Here is a 17,087-nt window from a genome sequence, read left to right as displayed (position 1 = left end):
CACCCTCCGGGTGACCTCGTCAGCGAACGCGACGATGGAGAAATCAGGCGGCGATGAACTCGTGGTTACGGATGCCTGCGGTAAAAGCAGTCCATTCGTCGGGCGTGAAGGTCAGCTGGATTCTTCCAGCTTCGGGGCTACTCACAGTGACCCAGCCATCGTCTCGACGCTTGATCATCGGTACGCCAGCGACCTGGCTCTCCGCCAACCGCAAGGAGTGATCACAGAAGATCGGCCAGAGGCTGGCAGGCATAGCTATTACCGGTTGGACGGCGGGGTCGTTTGCCGGATCGCGGAGGTACTTGCTGTCACGCAGGAGCGCTTGGTCGCCGACGAAGTTGACCTCGACGCATGACGCGCCGCCGTTGTTGCTGAACGAACTCTTCCGCCAACCCTGGCGGACTTCGGTGATCATTGTCGCTCCATGGTCTTGAAGTGCGATATCCGGCGCTTGATCAGCTTGGCCGTGCCTTCGGCTGATAGCGCCTTGTCACGAAGCCGATCAGCAACCAGCGAGTACAAGTCTACTTGCGGCCGATCCTGCAAGTAGAGAGCGCCGGTGTGGTACTCGACGTACGCAATCCCGCGGGCCTCGGCAAATTCCAGCACGATGAACGACCCAGGCAGACCCTCGTGCACCGCTACCTCGGTTGGAAGGACCTGCAATTCGACGTTGTCCAGCTCCATCACCTCGAGCAGATGCTCAAGCTGCTCGCGCATTACAGCCGGGCCACCGATCGGTCGATTCAGCGTGACCTCTTCAACGACCGCCCCGAGCTGTAAAGGATTGTCGGTCCCATCGATGCGCTGGCGCGCCATACGTGCTCGCACCGCCTGCGCCAGATCCATGGGCGGAATGTGGAGACTGTCACCGAGGAGCGCGGTCGCATATGCGGGAGTTTGAAGCTGGCCAGGCATGACCGTCCGCGTACTCGAACTGTCGGGTTGCCAGACCTTCGAGGCCGACGAAAGTCTTGAACCAATCGGGCAGCACTTCCCCGAACGGAGTCCACCACGTTCCATGATCGGCGCGGCCAGCCAGCGTGACGGTTCGGTCGACGTGCTCGACTGGAACGTTGTAGAAGCGGAGGAGCGCAGCGACTTCGTCGGGCGCTTGCTGGGTCTTGCCGCTCTCCATATAGCTGAGCTTCGCTGGCGTGCACCCGATGTGCCGCGCGGCATCGGCTTGCTTGATACGCGCCTGCTCACGCGCTTCACGAAGGTCGTGCCCGACCAGGAAGCGCAGCGCTGACGGATCCAAACGTTCGTCGCGCATCTCTTCCTTCCTCAGCAGTCGTTGGGCACAAGCTACCGCATGAATCTCCGACGTATCCGTAGCGTTACTCGTGAATTTAAGCTTAAATCGATGCATAGCATCAACCATCGGCTGACCCCGGTCGGCCAGACGGGAAGCAGGGTGGACATGGCGGTGCGGATTGTTGACGACTCGCTCATGTTGAGTGACGAAACGGCTCATCAAGCACGATCCGTCAGTACGGGCGGATGGGTGGTGAGCTACTTGCCCGGCCGAACAGTGTCGATCGACCAGGCCCTCGCTGCCCTACGTGCGGCCGAGGAGCTGACCGTGGTCAGGGCATGCGCGGCCTCGTTGGGGTTGACGGTTTTGGAAATCGCCGGGATGGCGGCAGCGGAATGCCCGTGGCCGCCGCCTCCATCGGAGGGGTTCGGTAGGCGCCTCGCCTTCTGGCTGGGGGTTTCCAGGTGACGCAGCAGCAGGCGTTGGCTCGCGCTCGAACGATCGCGTTGTTCAGTACCGGCGCAGCCCAGGGCCGTCGTGTCGCGGCGGAGGCTCGGCAGGCGGCGGTGTCCCGTCTGCGCGTCGCGCCGGAACCGGGTGGGCGTCACCGGAAGGAGCGGTGAATGTTCGAGCGTTGCCATTCCGCTCACGAGGTGGCGTATGTGTATCGCGGGTTGGGGTTCGCGGTGTCGTGCTCCTACGGGCGGGTATCGCTGACCGCGACACCCGCCCTGGGGGTGGTGGTGATGCCCGCTGGGCTCGGCGCGCAGGTGCGCGCGTTCCTTGAGGAGGAGAGCCGGTGGCTGTCGATACCGATCCTGAGCTACCAACGGCCACAACGGGAATGGAGTTTCCTGGTCGGCTCCGCGTGGGGCGGCAAGCTCGGTGTGCACACCCTAGCCCAGCTTGAGGAACGCGGTGTTCGGATCTTGGAGTCCGGTCAGCGGGTGTGGCTTCCGATGACCGATCACCCGACCGGGTGGTATTGGGTGTCGCCACCGGTGAACGCGAAGACGATGCCGTCGCGGTCTTCGGTGATCGCCGTAGCCCGCCAGGTCATCGCCCGGCCTGAGGCTGCCACGGTGTGGCGGTGACCGATGCGACCCACATCAGATCCAGCTGCGCGGGCGCCGGAGCTGGCTGGCGCTGAACAAGCCACCTCGGGGTTCCCCTCGGGTGAGGCGCTGTTGTCGGCGATCCGCGGTCATCACATCGGCGTCCACCCGCTGGAAACGCTCGCCCACCAGCTCGGTCTCGTTCATCAGCATCGGCTCACTGGAGCGGTCGATGAGCGGCGATGCTGCCGTGACGATTTCGTGCTCGCGGTAGATGTGTGGGTGGCCGATCACCTGCCGGTGCCGCATCCGGCCGCGACCCCTGCACACCGAGACCCTGGGTGCGGTGATCGACCGGCTCGCCGAAGCGCAGGTGCGCGCCTATCACCTGCTGATGACTGTCGATCCGGCCGACCCGCGCGTGCACGCGGCCTGGTATCGGCTGGCCGAGCTGGTCGACGGCTACACCGACCTGATCACCGAGGTGATCCACCGCGCACGCCGACTGCCCGCCCTGGGAGATCACCGCCGATGACCCACGGACTCCCGAGCAAGGACGCGATCCTGGCCGCCTGCCGAGGCTTCCCACCGATCCAGGACGACCCGATCCTCGACGCCGCCCTCGAACTGGCGGTGCTGCATCAGACCCGCGAGCACACCCCGCTCTGCGGACTGGACGCCATCGACGCCCACCGCGCCAGGTTGATGTCGGCCATCGACTGCTGGGTGCTGATGGTGACGCCGGTGCCGTTCGCGGCGGCACGCGTGCACACCCACACGATGGGGCAGGTGATTCGCCCAGCTGACCGTTCTGACGTACACCGCGCTCTCTGCCACACACGACGAGCTGTTCTACGACTTCGCCGACTTCCTCGAAGAACTCGCCGACGGCTATGAGGACCTAGCCGAGGAACTCGCCCAAGGCATCCGCCGACTACCCGTGACCACGACTTCCCCATGAACAGGCCGCGGGGCCACCCGCAACGCGCAGAGCCACACCTGTGCCGGGGCGAACAACCACACGACAAGGAGCACCAACACCGCATGTTCGACGACCGGCACCACCCTGCCACCACCCCAGACTCCACGTCACCGATCACCGACCCGACCGATGCTCTGGTGATTCTCGACACCGATATCGGTTACGACCCTGACGATTTGGTGGCTCTGGTGATCGCGGCCCGGACGGTGCCCCACCTGGCGGTCGTCACCGCCGATGAGACCCGTGGGCGCCGCGCCCGCCTAGCCCGCCAGCTGCTGGACCTGATGGACCGCACCGATGTCCCGGTCATCGGCGGGCTCGACCTCGGCGGCGAGCACCGGTTCCTGGCCGACCAGGGGCCGGGCGCCCCGCGCCATCCCGACACTGCCGGGGAGGAGCTGACCGACCGGATCGATCAGCTCAACGACGACATCGCCCGACTGTGCACAACGGCGACCAGACCGATCCGGTGGGTCGGGATGGGACCGATGTCCAACCTCAGCGCCGTCCTCACCCATGTCCCCGACATGGCCGAGCGTCTGGCGGTGACGCAGATGGGCGGATGGCTGGATCACTACCGCGACAAGACGCGCGCCTCGCACAACTTCCACACCGACCCCACCTCCGCGGGTGTGGCGCTGCGCGTGCTTCGCACTCCGCGGTTGGTGCTGTCCGAGCACACCAACTCCCCACTCATCCGCGTCACCCCTGAGTGGGCGCTGGTGCGGCGCCTGTCCGAACCGACCGCCCCGGCATGGGCGAGCCTGCTGGCGGCCCACTTCAGCATGTGGTTCACCCGCCGACCCGGCTCCTGGATGCACGACCCCCTCACCCTCAGCGCCGCCCTCGACCTGCCATTCGTGACCTTCGGCCGCGAACCGATCCGCATCGGCCGCGACGCCCGCCTGCACCGCGACCCCAACGGTCGACCAATCGAGGTCTCCCTCGAGGTCGACTACGACGGATTCCTCGACTGGATGCACGAGGCGGTGTGCGCGTGAACTGGCGACGCTGGCTCAACACACACCGGCACCCGGACCCCTCCACCGCGTCACCGCCTGCGACCAGCTGGCTGCGGCTGTACGCCGACTGCGGACGCGCCGAGTTCGACGAAACAGGCCGGTTGATCACCGTGGCCTGCCCGGCGGTGCTGTGCGGAACGGTCACGGTGGCCGAGAACAGGATTCGTCAACATCCGACCTGGGATGCCCGGCTTTGCCCGTGGAGCGGCTGGCGAATCGCCGACGACCGCGCGGGACAGGTGTCGGTGGTGTCATGACGCGTCCGAATCCGCAAACCCGCGATGAGGTAGCCGGTTTTGGCGACTGCCTCACCGATCCCGGCGAACTCTCCACCGACGCCGCGATCACGGCACTGAGCCTCCATCACGCCTGCCCGCACCAATGCCAAGTCCAGGGCCGGGCTCTGGACACACTCGAGGAGAACTACGGTCACCTGCCCGCCGCCGAAGTGTCTTCGGCGGCGGAGTTCGGCGAACTCGATCGCCACCTCGTCGACAGCCTCCGCGAATACCACCGGCTCGCCCAGCTCGGGGAGGGGAAATGACCTCGCAGCCCACAGTAGTGGCCCGCACCTGGGTGTTGCTCGCTCGCCTGTTGCGGGCAATCATGCTCGACAGGCCGGGGTGTCGCGGCCCCAATGGTGAACTGGCCGATGACGAGGCGGTTGAGCAGTACACGCTGCCGCCGTGGCTGTGGCGGGATCCGCCCCGCTAGATCCGGCGCCGGCTGTGCATTCCAGGACACCCGCGTGGAATCCGGAAGTCCCCTCCAGGACAGGTGTCCATCCGATCACGCCTCCGCGCGGCCGACGACCCTTGTCGAGGTCGTCGGCGTGCGGTGAGATCGTTCGGATGGGTTACCCGCAGGTCTCACCGCGACTGCCGGGTCTTGGTTGTGTTCCGGGGTGGTGTTCTCAGCAGGCGATAGCGCGGGTGTCGAAGAGGCCGTAGGCGATGAGAATGTCGGGGCATTCGCCGTCTTCGCTGATCTCGAGGCTCAGTGAGAGGGGTTGGTTGGTGCAGGGCGCGTGCAGGTTGATCGGGGCCAGGCGGCGGCATCCGTAGGCGACCTGCAGGGGGGTGGAGTCCCAGAGGCGGCAGAATTCGGGGATGGCTCGCAGTTTCCGGAACAGCGATTGTGCTTGAGGGTGGTCGCGGTATCGCCCGAACGTGCCGCGCAGGATGGCGACGGTGTGGCGGATTTCGCTGTCCCAGTTGTCGATGCTGTCGCGGGCGGCGGGGGAGAACATCCACAGGCTGAGGTTGTTGTCGGCCTCGGCGAGGCCGGGCACCATGCGGTGAAAAATCCGGTTGCCGACCAGCACGGTCCGGAGAGGATCGACGTAGACGGCGAGGACATCGCGGGTGGCGAGGTCGTCGAGGTCGCCCCGGCTCCGGCCGACCCCGTGCCCGACAGCGCGCCGGAGACGGCGGTAGCTGGCCCCACGGGCGACGATCCCGCCACCCCGGCCCCGGCGGCACCGGTCGCGGCCGACGACGCGGCAGCGGCCAACGCGGAGTCGACGGTGGAGCGGTTGCCCGCCGGTGCGTTGCGGGGACAGGTCGAGGATTTCCTGCGCGACAACCCCGGAGAGGAGTTCACCCCGCACCAGATCGGCAAGGCCCTCGACCGGTCCAGCGGCGCGGTCCACAACGCCCTGGTCACCCTGACCAAGCACGGGACCGCTCACCAGACCGGCACGGCCCCCAAGAAATTCACTCTCGCGTCCTGACGATGGGGCGATGCCGGAATCCCCGGAGTGCCTACCTCCGGGGAGTCCGACACCGCGCCTCTCAATGTATCTCTTGAGAAAGGTTGCTCGACCATGTACTCCATTCCCACCCCGGCCCTCCTGGCCTCGTCCCTGCACGAGGTGTTCGCCAATTCCACACAGGCCCCCGACAGCCTCGCATTGTGGCTCGAGATCGCGGACGTGGCCGTGCGTGAGCTCAGCATGCCCGTTTTCCCGGCTCTGGTGCCGTGGGTGCCGGTGATGCTGCGCTACCGGCTCCACCGGACCGAGGGCGAGTTCTTCCCCTACACCGGTTCTGTGCGGATCATGACGGGGCCGCTGACCGGCACCTCGTTCTCCGATCCCGATGCCGCCGCCCGCGCGGTCGTCGCCGCGATCCCGGCCCCGGTGACCGGACGCGCCGAGGGTGACACCAGCGACGACACCGACGCGGTGCCGAAGGTGTTGCCGTCGTGGCGGTTCCGGTCCACCGGTGACCCCGCCGCGTTCACCCCGTCCGCCGTGCACCCGCTCATCTCCTAGCCCGTCCACGCACTGAAACGGCCGGTGGTGCCGAGCAATTCGCTCGGCACCACCGGCCGTTTCGCTGTGCGCTGTGCGGGGCGGTGCGGCGGCTACTTCGTGCGGTCGATGGCCTGTTCGATCCAGTCGGTCAGCACGGGCGCGGCGGTGTCGTAGCCGGTGGCCGGGAACACGGCCGTGTCGCCGTTCTGCGGGGCCGCAACGCCTGTGCCGGTGGTGGTGCCCGCCGTGCCCGCCCTGGCGGTGGTGTAGGTCTGGGTGAGGATGGGGAACTGGGTGCCGGTGAACGCGCTGGCGGTGGCCGAGAGGAGATCGGCGGCGATCGGTGCCAGGCCGGTCAGCGCCAGGACAGCCGCGACGGGGTCGCCGTAGGCGAGGGTTTCCACGGCTGTCCAGGCGATCTCCTGCGCACGGCCGATGTCGGCGGCGATGCGGGTGATGTCGAGACCGGACAGCACACCGACGATCTCGGCGGCGATGAGGGCGACCCCGGAGCTGTCCAGCGGGGCCGCGATCGTCAGCGCGCGAGCCACCAGGCGCAGGTCGAGTCCGGCCGCCAACTGCACCAGCGGGGCGAACTGGTTGTTCAGGTCGCCCGAGACGCGGTGGAGGCCACGCAGGTCCCCGGCGGTGAGCAGGCCCGGCAGCTGGCCGAGGTCGGCCACGATCGCGGGTACGTTCGCGGTGAAGCTCGCCAGCCCGTTGAGCACGGTGACCACCTGCGCGAGAACCTGCGAAGCACTGAGCTGCCCGGTCGAGGTTGTGCTGGTGGTCGTGGCCGGTGCGCTCGTCGTGGCGGTGGGGACCTGCGCCGAGGTCGTGGGGGCTGCGGTCGTGGTCGAGTCCCGCGTCGGGGCCGGGGTGGATGTGGCCGAGGCGGAGGTGGCGGTGGCGAGAGCGCGGCTCACCGCGGCGAGCACCGGAGACGACTCCGCGGTGGTCGAGCAGTAGGGGTCGCCCTCGGCGCAGAGCGTACGGACCCGGTCGGTCAGCTCGCCGAAGCTCTGCGAGCGCGGACCGGTGACGCCCTGCCCCGAGACCGTGGTGCCGAGCTGGGTGGTGGCGGGGTCTCGGCGAGGGTCGGAGACGAGCGCGACGGCCACGACGCGCGCGGCGGGGATCGGGCCCTGTTTGTTGCCGATGGTGGTGGCGAGGTCACCGGTGACCTCGGCGCCCTGGCCGTAGCCGGCCAAAACGACTCGCGTGTCCGAGCACAGCGCCGAGACCGTCGCGGTGAGTTCCTGTCCGCTCACGGACCCGGCACCCGTGGTCGGCGCGGCGAGGGTGCGGACGGCGATGTCGCTGCCGTAGCGGGCGGTCAGCGAGTCCCCGAGCTGGGTGAGGATCCCGGGTGTCGTCTGCCCGGTGGTGGTGGGGGTTGTCTCGTAGGTGCCCGGTACCAGCAGCGCGGTCCAGCGCGGGCACTGGGTACCGGTCGGGCCGGTGGTGGGTTCGGCGGCGGCGACACCGGCCGTCACGGTGGTGGTGGCGATGGCCGCGCACAGTGCCGCGTGTGCGGCGCGACGGGCGCGGGCGGTTCGAGTGTGGTTGCGGTGCATGAGATTTCTCCGTTCGTGCGGTGGTGGTCAGGGGACGGCGCGGGAGTCGTTGTTGTGAGCTGGGGTGGGTCGGGTGGCGGTGTAGTAGTCGTCGCCAGGCCACCGGTACGGCGAGATCTGGACGGGCTCGTTGAAGGTGGGTGCGTGCACCATCTGGCCGCCGCCGAGGTAGATGCCGACGTGGTGGACGTCGCCGTCGGTGCTGTAGAACAGCAGGTCGCCGGGGGCGAGTCTGTCCTCGGAAATGGTTGTGCCGGTGTGGACTTGGTCGTAGGTGGTGCGGGGGATGGAGATCCCGGCGGCTCGGTAGGCGGCTTGGGTGAGGCCGGAGCAGTCCCAGCCGCCGTTGACCTCGGGCCCGTTGCCACCCCACACGTAGGGCAGGCCGAGCTGGGCGCAGGCGAAGGAGATCACCTGCGCGGCAGTCGGGTTCGGCGGTGAGGCGGTCTGGCAGTCGCCGCCGGAGGTGGTGTCGGTGGCGCGGTAGCGGGCGGCTTGATCGAGGACCTGGTCGACGTACCAGTCGGCGTGGTTGTAGGCGAAGATCGCGCTGTACATGTCCTCGGGTGCGCCGGAGTCGCACAGGTAGAACGCGGCGGCGTGGATCGCGTCGGAGGGGTTGTAGCGCGAGGGCGGGCTCGCACCACCGGCAGGCAGAGGATGCCGGGCGGTCACCGAGTCGAAGGTCGGGGCCAGGAACTGCATCGGACCGCCCGCCCCGGAGCTGTTCTCGCCGGAGGACACCCCGGGGAGGGGTGAGCGGCCGTGGTCGGTTTCGATCTTGCCGATCGCGGCGAGCACCGACCAGTCCAACCCGGGGCAGTCCCCGGCAGCGGCCTGGTAGAGCACGAGGATCTCGGTCGGGATGTCTTGTTGGGCTTCGGTACTCGGGGTCGAGCCGGTGCCAATCGAGGTCCCCGGGGCGGGAGCGATGAGCGCTTGGTCGAACACCACGACGGCGCTGACCACGGCCGCGATCACGACCGTGAGGAACACGACCGCCGCGCAGCCCGCCGAGAGTGCCTTGACCAGCATCGCTACCTCACCAAAGCTCGGAGGCCGGTGGCTGTGGGGGCGGCGGGGCGAGGACGACGAGTCCGTTCAGTGATGGCGCGGGCTCGGTGTCGACGCTGGTGGTGGGTGGGGTTCGCCGGGACCAGAGAGCGGGGAGTTCGTGCAGGCGCCTGCGGTCGGTGTCGGTGTCTAGCGGCATCCACAGTTGCTCGGCGGGGCTGGCTTCGGGGCTCGCGGGCAGGAGTTCGGCGGCGGCGGTGGCGACGGGCACGGCCTCGGGGTCGGGAAGTCGCTCCCAGGTCCGGCGCAGCGCCGTGCGCGCGTTGGCCTCCCGTAGTGCGGTCGGCAACCACAGCAGGACCGGGGTGATCACGCCGGTGGTGCGGGCCAGTTCGCCGTAGCCGTGCAGCTTGGCCGCGACACGGGTCAACGTGGTGGAGGCGAGGTCGTATTCGAGGAAGAAGTCGAGCATGGTCTCGGGGTGGCTGTAGCGGCCGAAAGCGTCGGGGCGTGCCAGGTCTCCCCACAGGCGCTGGCAGCGGGTCTGCGACCACCACGCCTGCACGCGGGCCTGTTGGCCGCGCTCGTCGCGAGGTGCTCGGGCGATCAGGGCGGTGAACCAGTCGGCGACGCCGAGGGTGTGGGTCAGGTGCAGGCTGTGGGCGACGGCGAGGGCGCGCTGGTGGTTGTAGCCGAGCTCGCGCACCGTGATACCGGCCTCGGCGGCGAGCACGGCGGCTCCGGCAGGGGCCAGCACCCAGTGCACCGGTGCGCTGCCCCGGGTCCGCAATGGCCGGAACCGTTCCAGCACGCCGTAGCGGTGCAACAGCGTGAGACGGCGCAAGGCGATGGCGGGGGTGGGGAAGGCGAGAGCGGCGAGCTGGTTGGTGGTCAGAACACGGTGCTCGTGCAGCATCCGCAGGATCCAGCGGTCCCGCTCTGTCAGCCGCGCGACGAGCGCGGTGATGTCGAGCGGCCGGGACCGGGCGGGCCGGGCCTCGGGTCGGGGTCGGCGGCTGTCTGCTTGTCGGTCGGGACGCGAGATCATCGGTACGGAAACCTTTCTCGGAGTGGGTGAGTCGATCGGCTAGGGCTGACGAGGGTCACGGATGGGATCCGGCGGCTCGTCGTGGCCAGGTGCGGGTGATGAGGCGGTGAGGCGAGCGCGGGCGGCGGCGGCGATCTCGCGGGCGCGCCCGGGGATCGGTGGGTCCAGGGGCCGGGTGGTGAGGGTGAAGGGTCTGGCGTTGCGGCCGTCGACCAGCAGGCGGGCGGCGGCGTGGAAGGCGTCGAGGTGGGTCAGGTCGTGCTCGGACAGCCACGGGTCGGTGTGGCGGGCCAGGTCGCGGGCGTCGTCGGGAGACACGGCGAAGACGATCTTGTTGCGGGCGTTGGCCGAGATGCCGTCGCGCAGTTCGCGGGAGAGTTGGCCGAGGTTCTGATGGGCCAGCAGCAGCGACAGGCGCAGTCCTCGGGCTTCGGCGAGCATGTCCTCGATCGGGGTGGACAGGTTGAGGAAGTTCTGGGCCTCGTCGAGCACGAGGGCGGCGTCGGGCCGGTCGGCGGCGGGTACCCGGGCTCGCGCGGTCACTGCCTGCCACGTCCGCGCCACGAGCAGCGACCCGACCAGCCGCGAGGTTTCTTCTCCGAGTGAGCCTTTCGGGAGCCGGGCGAGGCAGATGCCGCCGTTGTCGAGGATGTCGGCGAACTCGACTGTGGAGGGGCCGCCCGCGATGGCCGAGCGCACGAACGGGCGCAGCAGGAACGCGCGCAGCTTGTTCAACAGTGGGCCGGTGAGCTGGGCTCGGCCGGTGTCGGACAGCTGTTCGTAGCTGTCCCAGAATCCGCGCAGCACGGGATCGGGTGTGGTGCGGGTGACCCGGGCGCGGAAGGCGGGCTCGGTGAGCAGGCGGGGTAGGTCGGCCAGTGTGGCGGTGCCGGGTTGTGCGCAGAGGGTGAGCAGGCTGGCGCGCATGATGTCGTCGGTGCGCGGTCCCCACCACTGGTGAAAGATCCGGTGGAACACGGTCACGAGGTTGTCGACGGCGAGATCCATTCCCGCGCGCCCGATCCGGCCGATGTCGAGGGGGTTCACACACGGCGGCGGGGCGGCCGAGTCGGCATCGAACAGGACCACCCGCTCACCCATGCGCGAGGGCAGCCGCGACAGGACGTCGGTGACGAGGTCGCCTTTGGGGTCGATGACGATCGTCCCGCGTCCGGCCTCGGCGTCGTCGAGGATCGTGCGGGCCAACAATGTCGACTTGCCGACACCGGTCGGGCCGAGGATGTGCAGGTGATGTCGGGCATCGGAGATCTTCACCGCGACCGGGCGACGCGTGCCGGTGTCGGCCATCCCCAACGGTTTCGTGAACTCCCCGCCGACAGGGATCTCCGGCGCTGGGGACAAGGCGCGCGCCCCGGCGCGTTGCAGGCCGGGCAGACCGTCGTCGGTGGGCAGGTGCGCGATCGTGGCCAGTTCAGGCACCGACAGCACATCCCCACGCCGGAGACGCCGCTGCCGGATCAACCGCTCGAGGCGCAGGCGACGGCGACGCCGGTAATAGTTGTGATCGGTGCACGCCCCGAACACGGTGGCGAGCGCATCGGCCCGGCCACGCGCTACCGCTCGCGCCTGTGCGGTCGGGTTGGTGTCGTCGGGGTCGGTGGAGACCGGGATCGAGGCGGCGTAGCGCACGACCGTCTCCCAATGCGCCCCTCGCGCTTTGGCTGCTGCTGCGCGGGCGGCGGCGCTGTATTCCAGCGAGGTCTGGCGGTCGGTGGACCGCCTGTCTCCCATACGACCGGCGGTGTGGGATGCGTGGACGGTGCTCATGCCGGGGGTGAGCAGGTTCAGGGCCTCGCGCAGCAGTCCAGTCACGATTCCCGCCGGAGTGCCGGTGCCCGCCGCAGCACGGGTGGCTCGCGCGACGCGGCGGCCGGTGACCGGACGCGCCAGGATCTGCACACACGCGGCCTGCCCGGGAGCGAGGTCGTCGGCGGCGGTGATCAGGTTCCGCACGAGATCACCGGAGTGATCGGTACTCAACGGCAGTCCCTCGCGGCGGCCAAGCCGCAGCTCGCCTCCGGCCACGACCCGCCGCACGTCTCGCGCCGGGGCTGGTAGCGGGGCTCGGGCGGGTTCGAGGGTGTCGGTGTGCGCGCCGGGCCACGCCGAGGCGATGGCCCGTTCGATGAGCCCGGGTGGGATCGCGCCGGGTACCCAGAGCCGGATCGCCGCTCCCTCCTCGGGGGTGACGGTGTACTCGAACCCGAGATGTGGTTGTCCCAGCAGCGTTCTGGCCCAAGCCGGGCGGAGCTGCCCGATGAGGTGCGCCCAGAAGGTGAGTGCGCCTTTGGCGTCGACCTCGGGTGGGGTGAGCACGGTGATCTGGCGAGCACGTGCACTCAGCCGGCGCCGACGCCACTCGGCCAGAATCCGCACCGCGGCGAGGCCGCCGAGCACGGCCGCGACCACGCCCAGCCCGGAGACAGACCCGAGTGCATGTTCGGCCGCTTCGGTCAGCTCGGCCACGGCCCGGCCGGGCGCGAGGAGCGCCCGGCACAGCCACCCCTGCTCGGGGTTGTGCGTGGTGTTCACGCGGCCACCGATCCGGTCCCGGTGGCATCGCTGGTCGGCAGCGTCGCGACGGTGCCGAAAGGGAACCGCCCACTCGCGCGACGCCGCTCAGCCGCACCGGTGGTAAGTACGACATCGCTTGAGTTCGATGTCATCTGGCAGCTCCGTGAGCTCCTGTCCAGGTAGTTGCTGGGTTTCGTTGGTTCGTTCGGCGTGTTGACGTTGCTTCGGGATTTCTGAAGTAGCCTCATCAGCACTGATCTCCTCTCGCGTGTTCTGAAGACAAGGGGCGTGGGTTGGCTGTTGCTGTTGTGCGGGATCTGCGGTCGCATCGGCCGTTGGCGTCGCCGGAGGAGCTGGAGGCGTTCGAGACCGACGTGCTGGCTGGGCTGGTGTTGGCGAGGTCCGCGGCCGGGTTGACCGATGGCACGATTCGGGGCGAGTTGAGCAATCTGGAGCAGATCCGGGATTGGTTCGGCCGTCCGCTGTGGGAGATGGATCCGCCGGACGCGGACGCCTATTTCGGTCGGGTGCTGCGCGGAGCGCCCAGCGGAACGCGGCTGGCGCGAGCGGCGGCGCTGTCGCTGTATTTCGAGTTCCTGGAACTGCGGCACAAGGTCGAGTTGCACGCGATGACCGGGCGGGTGGTCGAGTGCCCGATCGATGAGATGAACCGCCCGCGTGGACGCAAAGACGCCCGGCTGCGTATCCCGCCGACCGAGGCCGAGGTCGACACCTTGTTCGCCGGGTGGGCGCAGGAATTGGCCAGCTGCCGCAAGTTCGCGCCGATGGCCCGTAACTACGCGGCGGCGCGGTTGATGGCCGATGTCGGTATCCGGGTCAACGAGGCCCGTCATTTGGACCTGGCTGACATCCGGTGGGACTTGGGACGTTTCGGCAAGCTCCATGTCCGGGTCGGGAAGGGTGCGCGCGGGTCGGGACCGCGAGAGCGGATGGTGCCGTTGATCAGCGGCGCCGACCGCGCGTTGCGCTGGTATGTGCGCGACGTGTGGGGCCAGTTCGGTGACGACCCCGCCCGTCACGGCGCGCCGCTGTATCCGTCCGAGCGTGCGGCCGGGACCGGCTGCCGGAGCCGAGTCGGCTACGACACGCTGCGCGCGGGGCTGGCCGAGGCGACCGCGAAGCATCTGCCGTCGTGGGCGGGTCGGCTGACTCCCCATGTGCTGCGGCATTTTTGCGCGTCGCAGCTTTATCTGAACGGGATGGATCTGATCTCGATCCAGGAGATGTACGGCCATGCCTGGGTGGCGACCACGATGCGTTACGTCCACGTGCACCGCAGCCGCATCGAGGACGCCTGGATCGCCGGGCAGCAGCGCGCGGCGGCTCGGTGGGAAGGACTGATCTGAATGCGATGGAACCTGCGCCTGGCGGCGGCCAACCGAGGCATCTGGCAAGCATCGGAGCTGCAGCGGCTGCTGGCCGAGCGTGATCTGGTGATCTCGGCGGGCAAGATGTCGCACCTGTGGTCCGGCCAGCCTGCCTCGATCAAACTCGCCGACCTCGACGTCATCTGTGCCGTGCTCGGTTGTCAGGTCTCCGAACTGCTGATTCCCGAGCCCGACACGGTGGCGGCTCCGAAGCCGCACGCCGAAGCTGATCCGGCTGCGGTGAACGCGCCACCGCGTGTGGTCCCCCGCCGCCGCGACGGTCGCTCGGTCCCGCCTCGGTGAGCCGTGGTCGGCCGTGACCGCACCGGGGCCAAGCTCGCCCGGCAGGTGACCAGCTGCTCGGAATGCTTGGCCTGGGGCCTGATGTATGCCCAGGGCGTGTGTCTGGCCTGCTACAACCTCGCGGCCCGCTACCGCGACCGCGTCGCCGACTGCCCGTCGTGCGATCGACGTGTGCCGCTCAAGGACGGCTACTGCCGCCTGTGCTGGTCCCAGGCCCGCCTCGATCGCGCCGCAGACGCCGAAAACGCCCGCGACAGTGTCGTTCTCGCACCGTATGTGGCCCGCGTCCGATACCACCAGCTGTTTCTCGCCGACCTCTATCGGCCGCAGGCGTGCCCCCGCGCGATCACCCGACGCCGGGGCATGAAGGGACGACCGCTCAAACCGCCTCCGCCGCCCGCGTATCGGCCCAGCGATATCGGTGCGCAACTGGTGTTGCCGATGAATCTGCCACGCACCTTCCGGCCCGGCAGTGTCGATCTGAGATCGGTTGCCGCACCGGAGAATCCGTGGCTTGCCTGGGCGCTGCACCTGGCACACACCCTGGCCGAGACACACGGGTTCGACCAGACGGTGCGGCGCGCACTGAACCGGAATCTGATCATGTTGCTGGCCACCCATGCCGACGGTGACCTGGTGCGGGTCTCGGAGTTCCACCGGCACATCCGCGGACGGGGCGGCGGCTCGCTGGTCCACGTCATCGACGTCTTGTCGGACATGGGAGTCCTCGCCGAGGACCGGCCCCAGGTGTTCGACCTCTGGCTCGATGCCAAAGTCGACGGGCTCGCGCCGGAAATGGCCGCCCACGTGCGCACCTGGGCGATGGTGCTGCGCGAGGGCGGCCCACGCCGGCGTCCTCGGCATCCGGGCACCGCGACCGCTTACGTCCGCCTTGCCCGGCCCGCGCTGCTGTTGTGGTCGGACCGCTACGACCATCTGCGGGAAGTCACCCGCGGCGATGTCCTCGCCCACCTCGACGGGCTGGTGGGCACGGCGCGCTGCGATGCGCTGGCGGCATTGCGGTCGCTGTTCGGATGGGCCAAACGCGAGGCCGTGATCTTCCGAAACCCCTGCGCCCGCATCCGGCTGCCCAAACCGCCACCGAAGATCTGGCAGCCGCTCACCGCTGCCGAGATCGATGCCGCGATCGTCGTCGCCGACACGCCCCAGGCGAAACTGTGCGTCATCCTCGCCGCGGTCCATGCCGCCCGACCGCACCACATCCGCGCCTTGCGGCTCGATGATGTCGACCTGGGTAACCGGCGCCTCACCGTCGCAGGCCATGCCCGCCCGATCGACGACCTGACCTACCAGGTCTTGCACCGCTGGCTCGACCACCGTCGAGCTCGATGGCCACACACCGCCAACCGGCACCTGCTGATCAGCAAGGAAAGTGCCCTGCGCACCGGACCGGTCAGCAACACCTATGTGATGAACCTGCGCGGCTTGGCGGCCACACTCGAACGGTTGCGCCTGGACCGCCAACTCGACGAAGCACTCGCCAGTGGCGGTGACCCGCTGCACCTGGCCGCCGTGTTCGGCATGGACGCATCGACGGCGATCCGCTGGGCCACCAACGCGCGCCAGCTCCTCGACGACACTCACGCCGCCACGCCGCCCTCGGGTTCCTTGCCAACCCCAGTGCCGGTACCCCAAAATGAGGCAGGTCGATACTTGGGTTCGCGTTGAAAACGCTTGAGTTCCAACGAACTCACGGACTTTTCGGGCTTGCGCAGGATCACGACGTCCTCGTGAGCGATGAGGTGCATCGGCAGCCCCGCGGCGCGCTGTTTGACGATGAAGTCGCGCTGGAAGAACGAGCTGCGCGCGACGAGTTCGCCCTCGCTGAGGCGACCGAGCAGCGCCACGCACCGCTCCACCGGGACCAACCCGGCCAGCTCGGCGCAGGTGAACAAGTGCGCGGGCAAAGGCACCAGCTCGGCGTGCTGACGCCACGGCCGCGCGGTGACCACGACATACCCGCCCGGGGCGAGGTATTCGGCGGCACCGGCGAGGATCTTGGTGAATCCCGAGAGCAGACGGCCCAATCCGACGTTGGCCAAATTGCCCCGGTCGAGGACCTGGCCGTAGCGGTGGTTGGACTTGAGCACCGGTTGGGTGCGGTTGGCGCGCACGTGGCCGTGCAGGGAGTCGCCGTAGGGCGGGGAGGTGATCACCAGACTCACCTGGCCGCGCAGCTCGGCCGGGATCAGGTCCGCCAGCTTGCGGGCGTCCCCGTGGTAGACGTTCGCGTCGAGATCGATCCCCGCCTCGCGGGCGAGCTCGATGTTGGTGCGCGCCAGCTCCGCCCAGCGCGACTCGTACTCGACACCGACCGCGCGGCGGCCCAGATGCAGGGCCTCGACGAGGGTGGTCCCGATCCCGCACATCGGATCCAGCACGAGGTCCCCGGGACGGGTGTAGGTGGTCACGGCGTGCTGCACGATGGCCGGGAACATCTTCGCGGGATGGGCGGTGCTGTCGGGGTGGTAGCGGCCCCGCCGCTGCGCGGTCGGTGCGCTCTGGGCCGTCGCCCACACCGACACCGGTCGCGCGGCCGGAGGGGTCTGTGCGGTGATCGCGGAGTCGACGTCGGTGGTGTCGGTGGCGGCGGGATCGAGAGTCATGGGCGCGTCCTTCGCGTGAGA

The 17,087-nt window shown here is 68.9% G+C and carries 22 protein-coding genes; 12 read left to right on the top strand and 10 right to left on the bottom strand.

Annotated elements, in window-relative coordinates; translation table 11 throughout:
* Positions 1-43: 43 nt before the first annotated feature.
* The 3 genes from ABZV58_RS31170 to ABZV58_RS31160 are packed head-to-tail and all read right to left on the bottom strand — an operon-like array spanning position 44 to position 1,276.
* On the bottom strand, positions 44-415 hold the full coding sequence (locus ABZV58_RS31170) for a DUF397 domain-containing protein (protein ID WP_355003776.1): 372 nt from the start codon (positions 413-415) through the stop codon (positions 44-46).
* Complete coding sequence (locus tag ABZV58_RS31165; protein WP_355003775.1) at positions 412-918, bottom strand: DUF5753 domain-containing protein; 507 nt, start codon at positions 916-918, stop codon at positions 412-414. Before ABZV58_RS31165 ends, ABZV58_RS31170 begins: the two co-directional genes overlap by 4 nt.
* Entirely contained in the window at positions 869-1,276 is a 408-nt protein-coding gene (locus tag ABZV58_RS31160) for a helix-turn-helix transcriptional regulator (RefSeq protein ID WP_355003774.1), read from the bottom strand. Before ABZV58_RS31160 ends, ABZV58_RS31165 begins: the two co-directional genes overlap by 50 nt.
* Before the next feature lie 90 nt (positions 1,277-1,366).
* Between ABZV58_RS31160 and ABZV58_RS31155 the strand changes: the two genes are divergently transcribed.
* Entirely contained in the window at positions 1,367-1,726 is a 360-nt protein-coding gene (locus ABZV58_RS31155) for a hypothetical protein (protein ID WP_355003773.1), read from the top strand.
* A 155-nt stretch (positions 1,727-1,881) separates the two neighbouring features.
* Positions 1,882-2,352 (top strand): hypothetical protein, encoded by a 471-nt coding sequence (locus ABZV58_RS31150; protein ID WP_355003772.1) that lies wholly within the window; start codon positions 1,882-1,884, stop codon positions 2,350-2,352.
* A 15-nt stretch (positions 2,353-2,367) separates the two neighbouring features.
* On the opposite strand, the gene ABZV58_RS31145 is transcribed toward ABZV58_RS31150, so the two are convergent.
* Positions 2,368-2,622, bottom strand: a complete 255-nt coding sequence (locus ABZV58_RS31145) for a hypothetical protein (RefSeq protein WP_355003771.1) — start codon at positions 2,620-2,622, stop codon at positions 2,368-2,370.
* A 37-nt stretch (positions 2,623-2,659) separates the two neighbouring features.
* Here ABZV58_RS31145 and ABZV58_RS31140 point away from each other — a divergent pair, with 37 nt between their 5' ends.
* The 5 genes from ABZV58_RS31140 (at position 2,660) to ABZV58_RS31120 (ending at position 4,861) form a co-directional block, all read left to right on the top strand.
* Positions 2,660-2,848, top strand: a complete 189-nt coding sequence (locus ABZV58_RS31140; protein ID WP_355003770.1) for a hypothetical protein — start codon at positions 2,660-2,662, stop codon at positions 2,846-2,848.
* The gene (locus ABZV58_RS31135; protein ID WP_355003769.1) at positions 2,845-3,210 is read left to right on the top strand and encodes a hypothetical protein; all 366 of its coding nucleotides are present in this window, start codon (positions 2,845-2,847) and stop codon (positions 3,208-3,210) included. The genes ABZV58_RS31140 and ABZV58_RS31135 overlap by 4 nt, the downstream gene beginning before the upstream one ends.
* A 147-nt stretch (positions 3,211-3,357) precedes the next feature.
* Positions 3,358-4,296, top strand: coding sequence for a nucleoside hydrolase (locus ABZV58_RS31130; RefSeq protein ID WP_355003768.1), 939 nt, complete (start codon positions 3,358-3,360; stop codon positions 4,294-4,296).
* Complete coding sequence (locus ABZV58_RS31125) at positions 4,293-4,574, top strand: hypothetical protein (RefSeq protein WP_355003767.1); 282 nt, start codon at positions 4,293-4,295, stop codon at positions 4,572-4,574. Before ABZV58_RS31130 ends, ABZV58_RS31125 begins: the two co-directional genes overlap by 4 nt.
* Entirely contained in the window at positions 4,571-4,861 is a 291-nt protein-coding gene (locus ABZV58_RS31120; protein ID WP_355003766.1) for a hypothetical protein, read from the top strand. Before ABZV58_RS31125 ends, ABZV58_RS31120 begins: the two co-directional genes overlap by 4 nt.
* A gap of 369 nt (positions 4,862-5,230) precedes the next feature.
* On the opposite strand, the gene ABZV58_RS31115 is transcribed toward ABZV58_RS31120, so the two are convergent.
* The gene (locus ABZV58_RS31115) at positions 5,231-5,641 is read right to left on the bottom strand and encodes a hypothetical protein (protein ID WP_355003765.1); all 411 of its coding nucleotides are present in this window, start codon (positions 5,639-5,641) and stop codon (positions 5,231-5,233) included.
* On the opposite strand from ABZV58_RS31115, the gene ABZV58_RS31110 reads away from it, so the two are divergent.
* Both ABZV58_RS31110 and ABZV58_RS31105 read left to right on the top strand, forming a co-directional pair.
* Positions 5,615-6,049, top strand: coding sequence for a hypothetical protein (locus ABZV58_RS31110; protein WP_355003764.1), 435 nt, complete (start codon positions 5,615-5,617; stop codon positions 6,047-6,049). The two genes, ABZV58_RS31115 and ABZV58_RS31110, sit on opposite strands and share 27 nt — an antisense overlap.
* A gap of 93 nt (positions 6,050-6,142) precedes the next feature.
* Positions 6,143-6,592, top strand: a complete 450-nt coding sequence (locus ABZV58_RS31105; protein ID WP_355003763.1) for a hypothetical protein — start codon at positions 6,143-6,145, stop codon at positions 6,590-6,592.
* A 92-nt stretch (positions 6,593-6,684) separates the two neighbouring features.
* Here ABZV58_RS31105 and ABZV58_RS31100 read toward each other — a convergent pair whose 3' ends face one another.
* Genes ABZV58_RS31100 through ABZV58_RS31085 form a run of 4 tightly spaced genes read right to left on the bottom strand, consistent with a single transcriptional unit; the run spans position 6,685 to position 12,766 of the window.
* Positions 6,685-8,151 (bottom strand): cutinase family protein, encoded by a 1,467-nt coding sequence (locus tag ABZV58_RS31100; protein ID WP_355003762.1) that lies wholly within the window; start codon positions 8,149-8,151, stop codon positions 6,685-6,687.
* Positions 8,152-8,178: 27 nt separating this feature from the next.
* Positions 8,179-9,186, bottom strand: a complete 1,008-nt coding sequence (locus ABZV58_RS31095; protein ID WP_355003761.1) for a bifunctional lytic transglycosylase/C40 family peptidase — start codon at positions 9,184-9,186, stop codon at positions 8,179-8,181.
* A gap of 7 nt (positions 9,187-9,193) precedes the next feature.
* Positions 9,194-10,213: a replication-relaxation family protein gene (locus tag ABZV58_RS31090; RefSeq protein WP_355003760.1), complete on the bottom strand. Its 1,020-nt coding sequence runs from the start codon at positions 10,211-10,213 to the stop codon at positions 9,194-9,196.
* A 39-nt stretch (positions 10,214-10,252) separates the two neighbouring features.
* A complete protein-coding gene (locus ABZV58_RS31085; protein WP_355003759.1) occupies positions 10,253-12,766 on the bottom strand; it encodes a DUF87 domain-containing protein in 2,514 nt (837 codons plus the stop codon).
* A 275-nt stretch (positions 12,767-13,041) separates the two neighbouring features.
* On the opposite strand from ABZV58_RS31085, the gene ABZV58_RS31080 reads away from it, so the two are divergent.
* The 3 genes from ABZV58_RS31080 to ABZV58_RS31070 are packed head-to-tail and all read left to right on the top strand — an operon-like array spanning position 13,042 to position 16,128.
* Positions 13,042-14,115 (top strand): tyrosine-type recombinase/integrase, encoded by a 1,074-nt coding sequence (locus tag ABZV58_RS31080; RefSeq protein WP_355003758.1) that lies wholly within the window; start codon positions 13,042-13,044, stop codon positions 14,113-14,115.
* Positions 14,116-14,439: a helix-turn-helix transcriptional regulator gene (locus ABZV58_RS31075; RefSeq protein WP_355003757.1), complete on the top strand. Its 324-nt coding sequence runs from the start codon at positions 14,116-14,118 to the stop codon at positions 14,437-14,439.
* A gap of 3 nt (positions 14,440-14,442) precedes the next feature.
* A complete protein-coding gene (locus ABZV58_RS31070; RefSeq protein ID WP_355003756.1) occupies positions 14,443-16,128 on the top strand; it encodes a hypothetical protein in 1,686 nt (561 codons plus the stop codon).
* On the opposite strand, the gene ABZV58_RS31065 is transcribed toward ABZV58_RS31070, so the two are convergent.
* Complete coding sequence (locus tag ABZV58_RS31065) at positions 16,041-17,066, bottom strand: DNA methyltransferase (RefSeq protein ID WP_355003755.1); 1,026 nt, start codon at positions 17,064-17,066, stop codon at positions 16,041-16,043. The genes ABZV58_RS31070 and ABZV58_RS31065 overlap by 88 nt on opposite strands.
* Positions 17,067-17,087: the final 21 nt, after the last annotated feature.

The organism is Nocardia sp. NPDC004654 (genome assembly GCF_040609595.1).
In the GTDB taxonomy this organism is placed as follows: Bacteria; Actinomycetota; Actinomycetes; order Mycobacteriales; family Mycobacteriaceae; genus Nocardia.
This window is presented reverse-complemented; position numbering and strand designations above follow the sequence as displayed.

Coding starts and splice junctions, on each gene's coding strand:
- ABZV58_RS31170 (WP_355003776.1), bottom strand. CDS start 415: ATGATCACCGAAGTCCGCCAGGGTTGGCGGAAGAGTTCGTTCAGCAAC.
- ABZV58_RS31165 (WP_355003775.1), bottom strand. CDS start 918: ATGCCTGGCCAGCTTCAAACTCCCGCATATGCGACCGCGCTCCTCGGT.
- ABZV58_RS31160 (WP_355003774.1), bottom strand. CDS start 1,276: ATGCGCGACGAACGTTTGGATCCGTCAGCGCTGCGCTTCCTGGTCGGG.
- ABZV58_RS31155 (WP_355003773.1), top strand. CDS start 1,367: ATGCATAGCATCAACCATCGGCTGACCCCGGTCGGCCAGACGGGAAGC.
- ABZV58_RS31150 (WP_355003772.1), top strand. CDS start 1,882: ATGTTCGAGCGTTGCCATTCCGCTCACGAGGTGGCGTATGTGTATCGC.
- ABZV58_RS31145 (WP_355003771.1), bottom strand. CDS start 2,622: ATGCGGCACCGGCAGGTGATCGGCCACCCACACATCTACCGCGAGCAC.
- ABZV58_RS31135 (WP_355003769.1), top strand. CDS start 2,845: ATGACCCACGGACTCCCGAGCAAGGACGCGATCCTGGCCGCCTGCCGA.
- ABZV58_RS31130 (WP_355003768.1), top strand. CDS start 3,358: ATGTTCGACGACCGGCACCACCCTGCCACCACCCCAGACTCCACGTCA.
- ABZV58_RS31120 (WP_355003766.1), top strand. CDS start 4,571: ATGACGCGTCCGAATCCGCAAACCCGCGATGAGGTAGCCGGTTTTGGC.
- ABZV58_RS31105 (WP_355003763.1), top strand. CDS start 6,143: ATGTACTCCATTCCCACCCCGGCCCTCCTGGCCTCGTCCCTGCACGAG.
- ABZV58_RS31100 (WP_355003762.1), bottom strand. CDS start 8,151: ATGCACCGCAACCACACTCGAACCGCCCGCGCCCGTCGCGCCGCACAC.
- ABZV58_RS31095 (WP_355003761.1), bottom strand. CDS start 9,186: ATGCTGGTCAAGGCACTCTCGGCGGGCTGCGCGGCGGTCGTGTTCCTC.
- ABZV58_RS31090 (WP_355003760.1), bottom strand. CDS start 10,213: ATGATCTCGCGTCCCGACCGACAAGCAGACAGCCGCCGACCCCGACCC.
- ABZV58_RS31075 (WP_355003757.1), top strand. CDS start 14,116: ATGCGATGGAACCTGCGCCTGGCGGCGGCCAACCGAGGCATCTGGCAA.
- ABZV58_RS31065 (WP_355003755.1), bottom strand. CDS start 17,066: ATGACTCTCGATCCCGCCGCCACCGACACCACCGACGTCGACTCCGCG.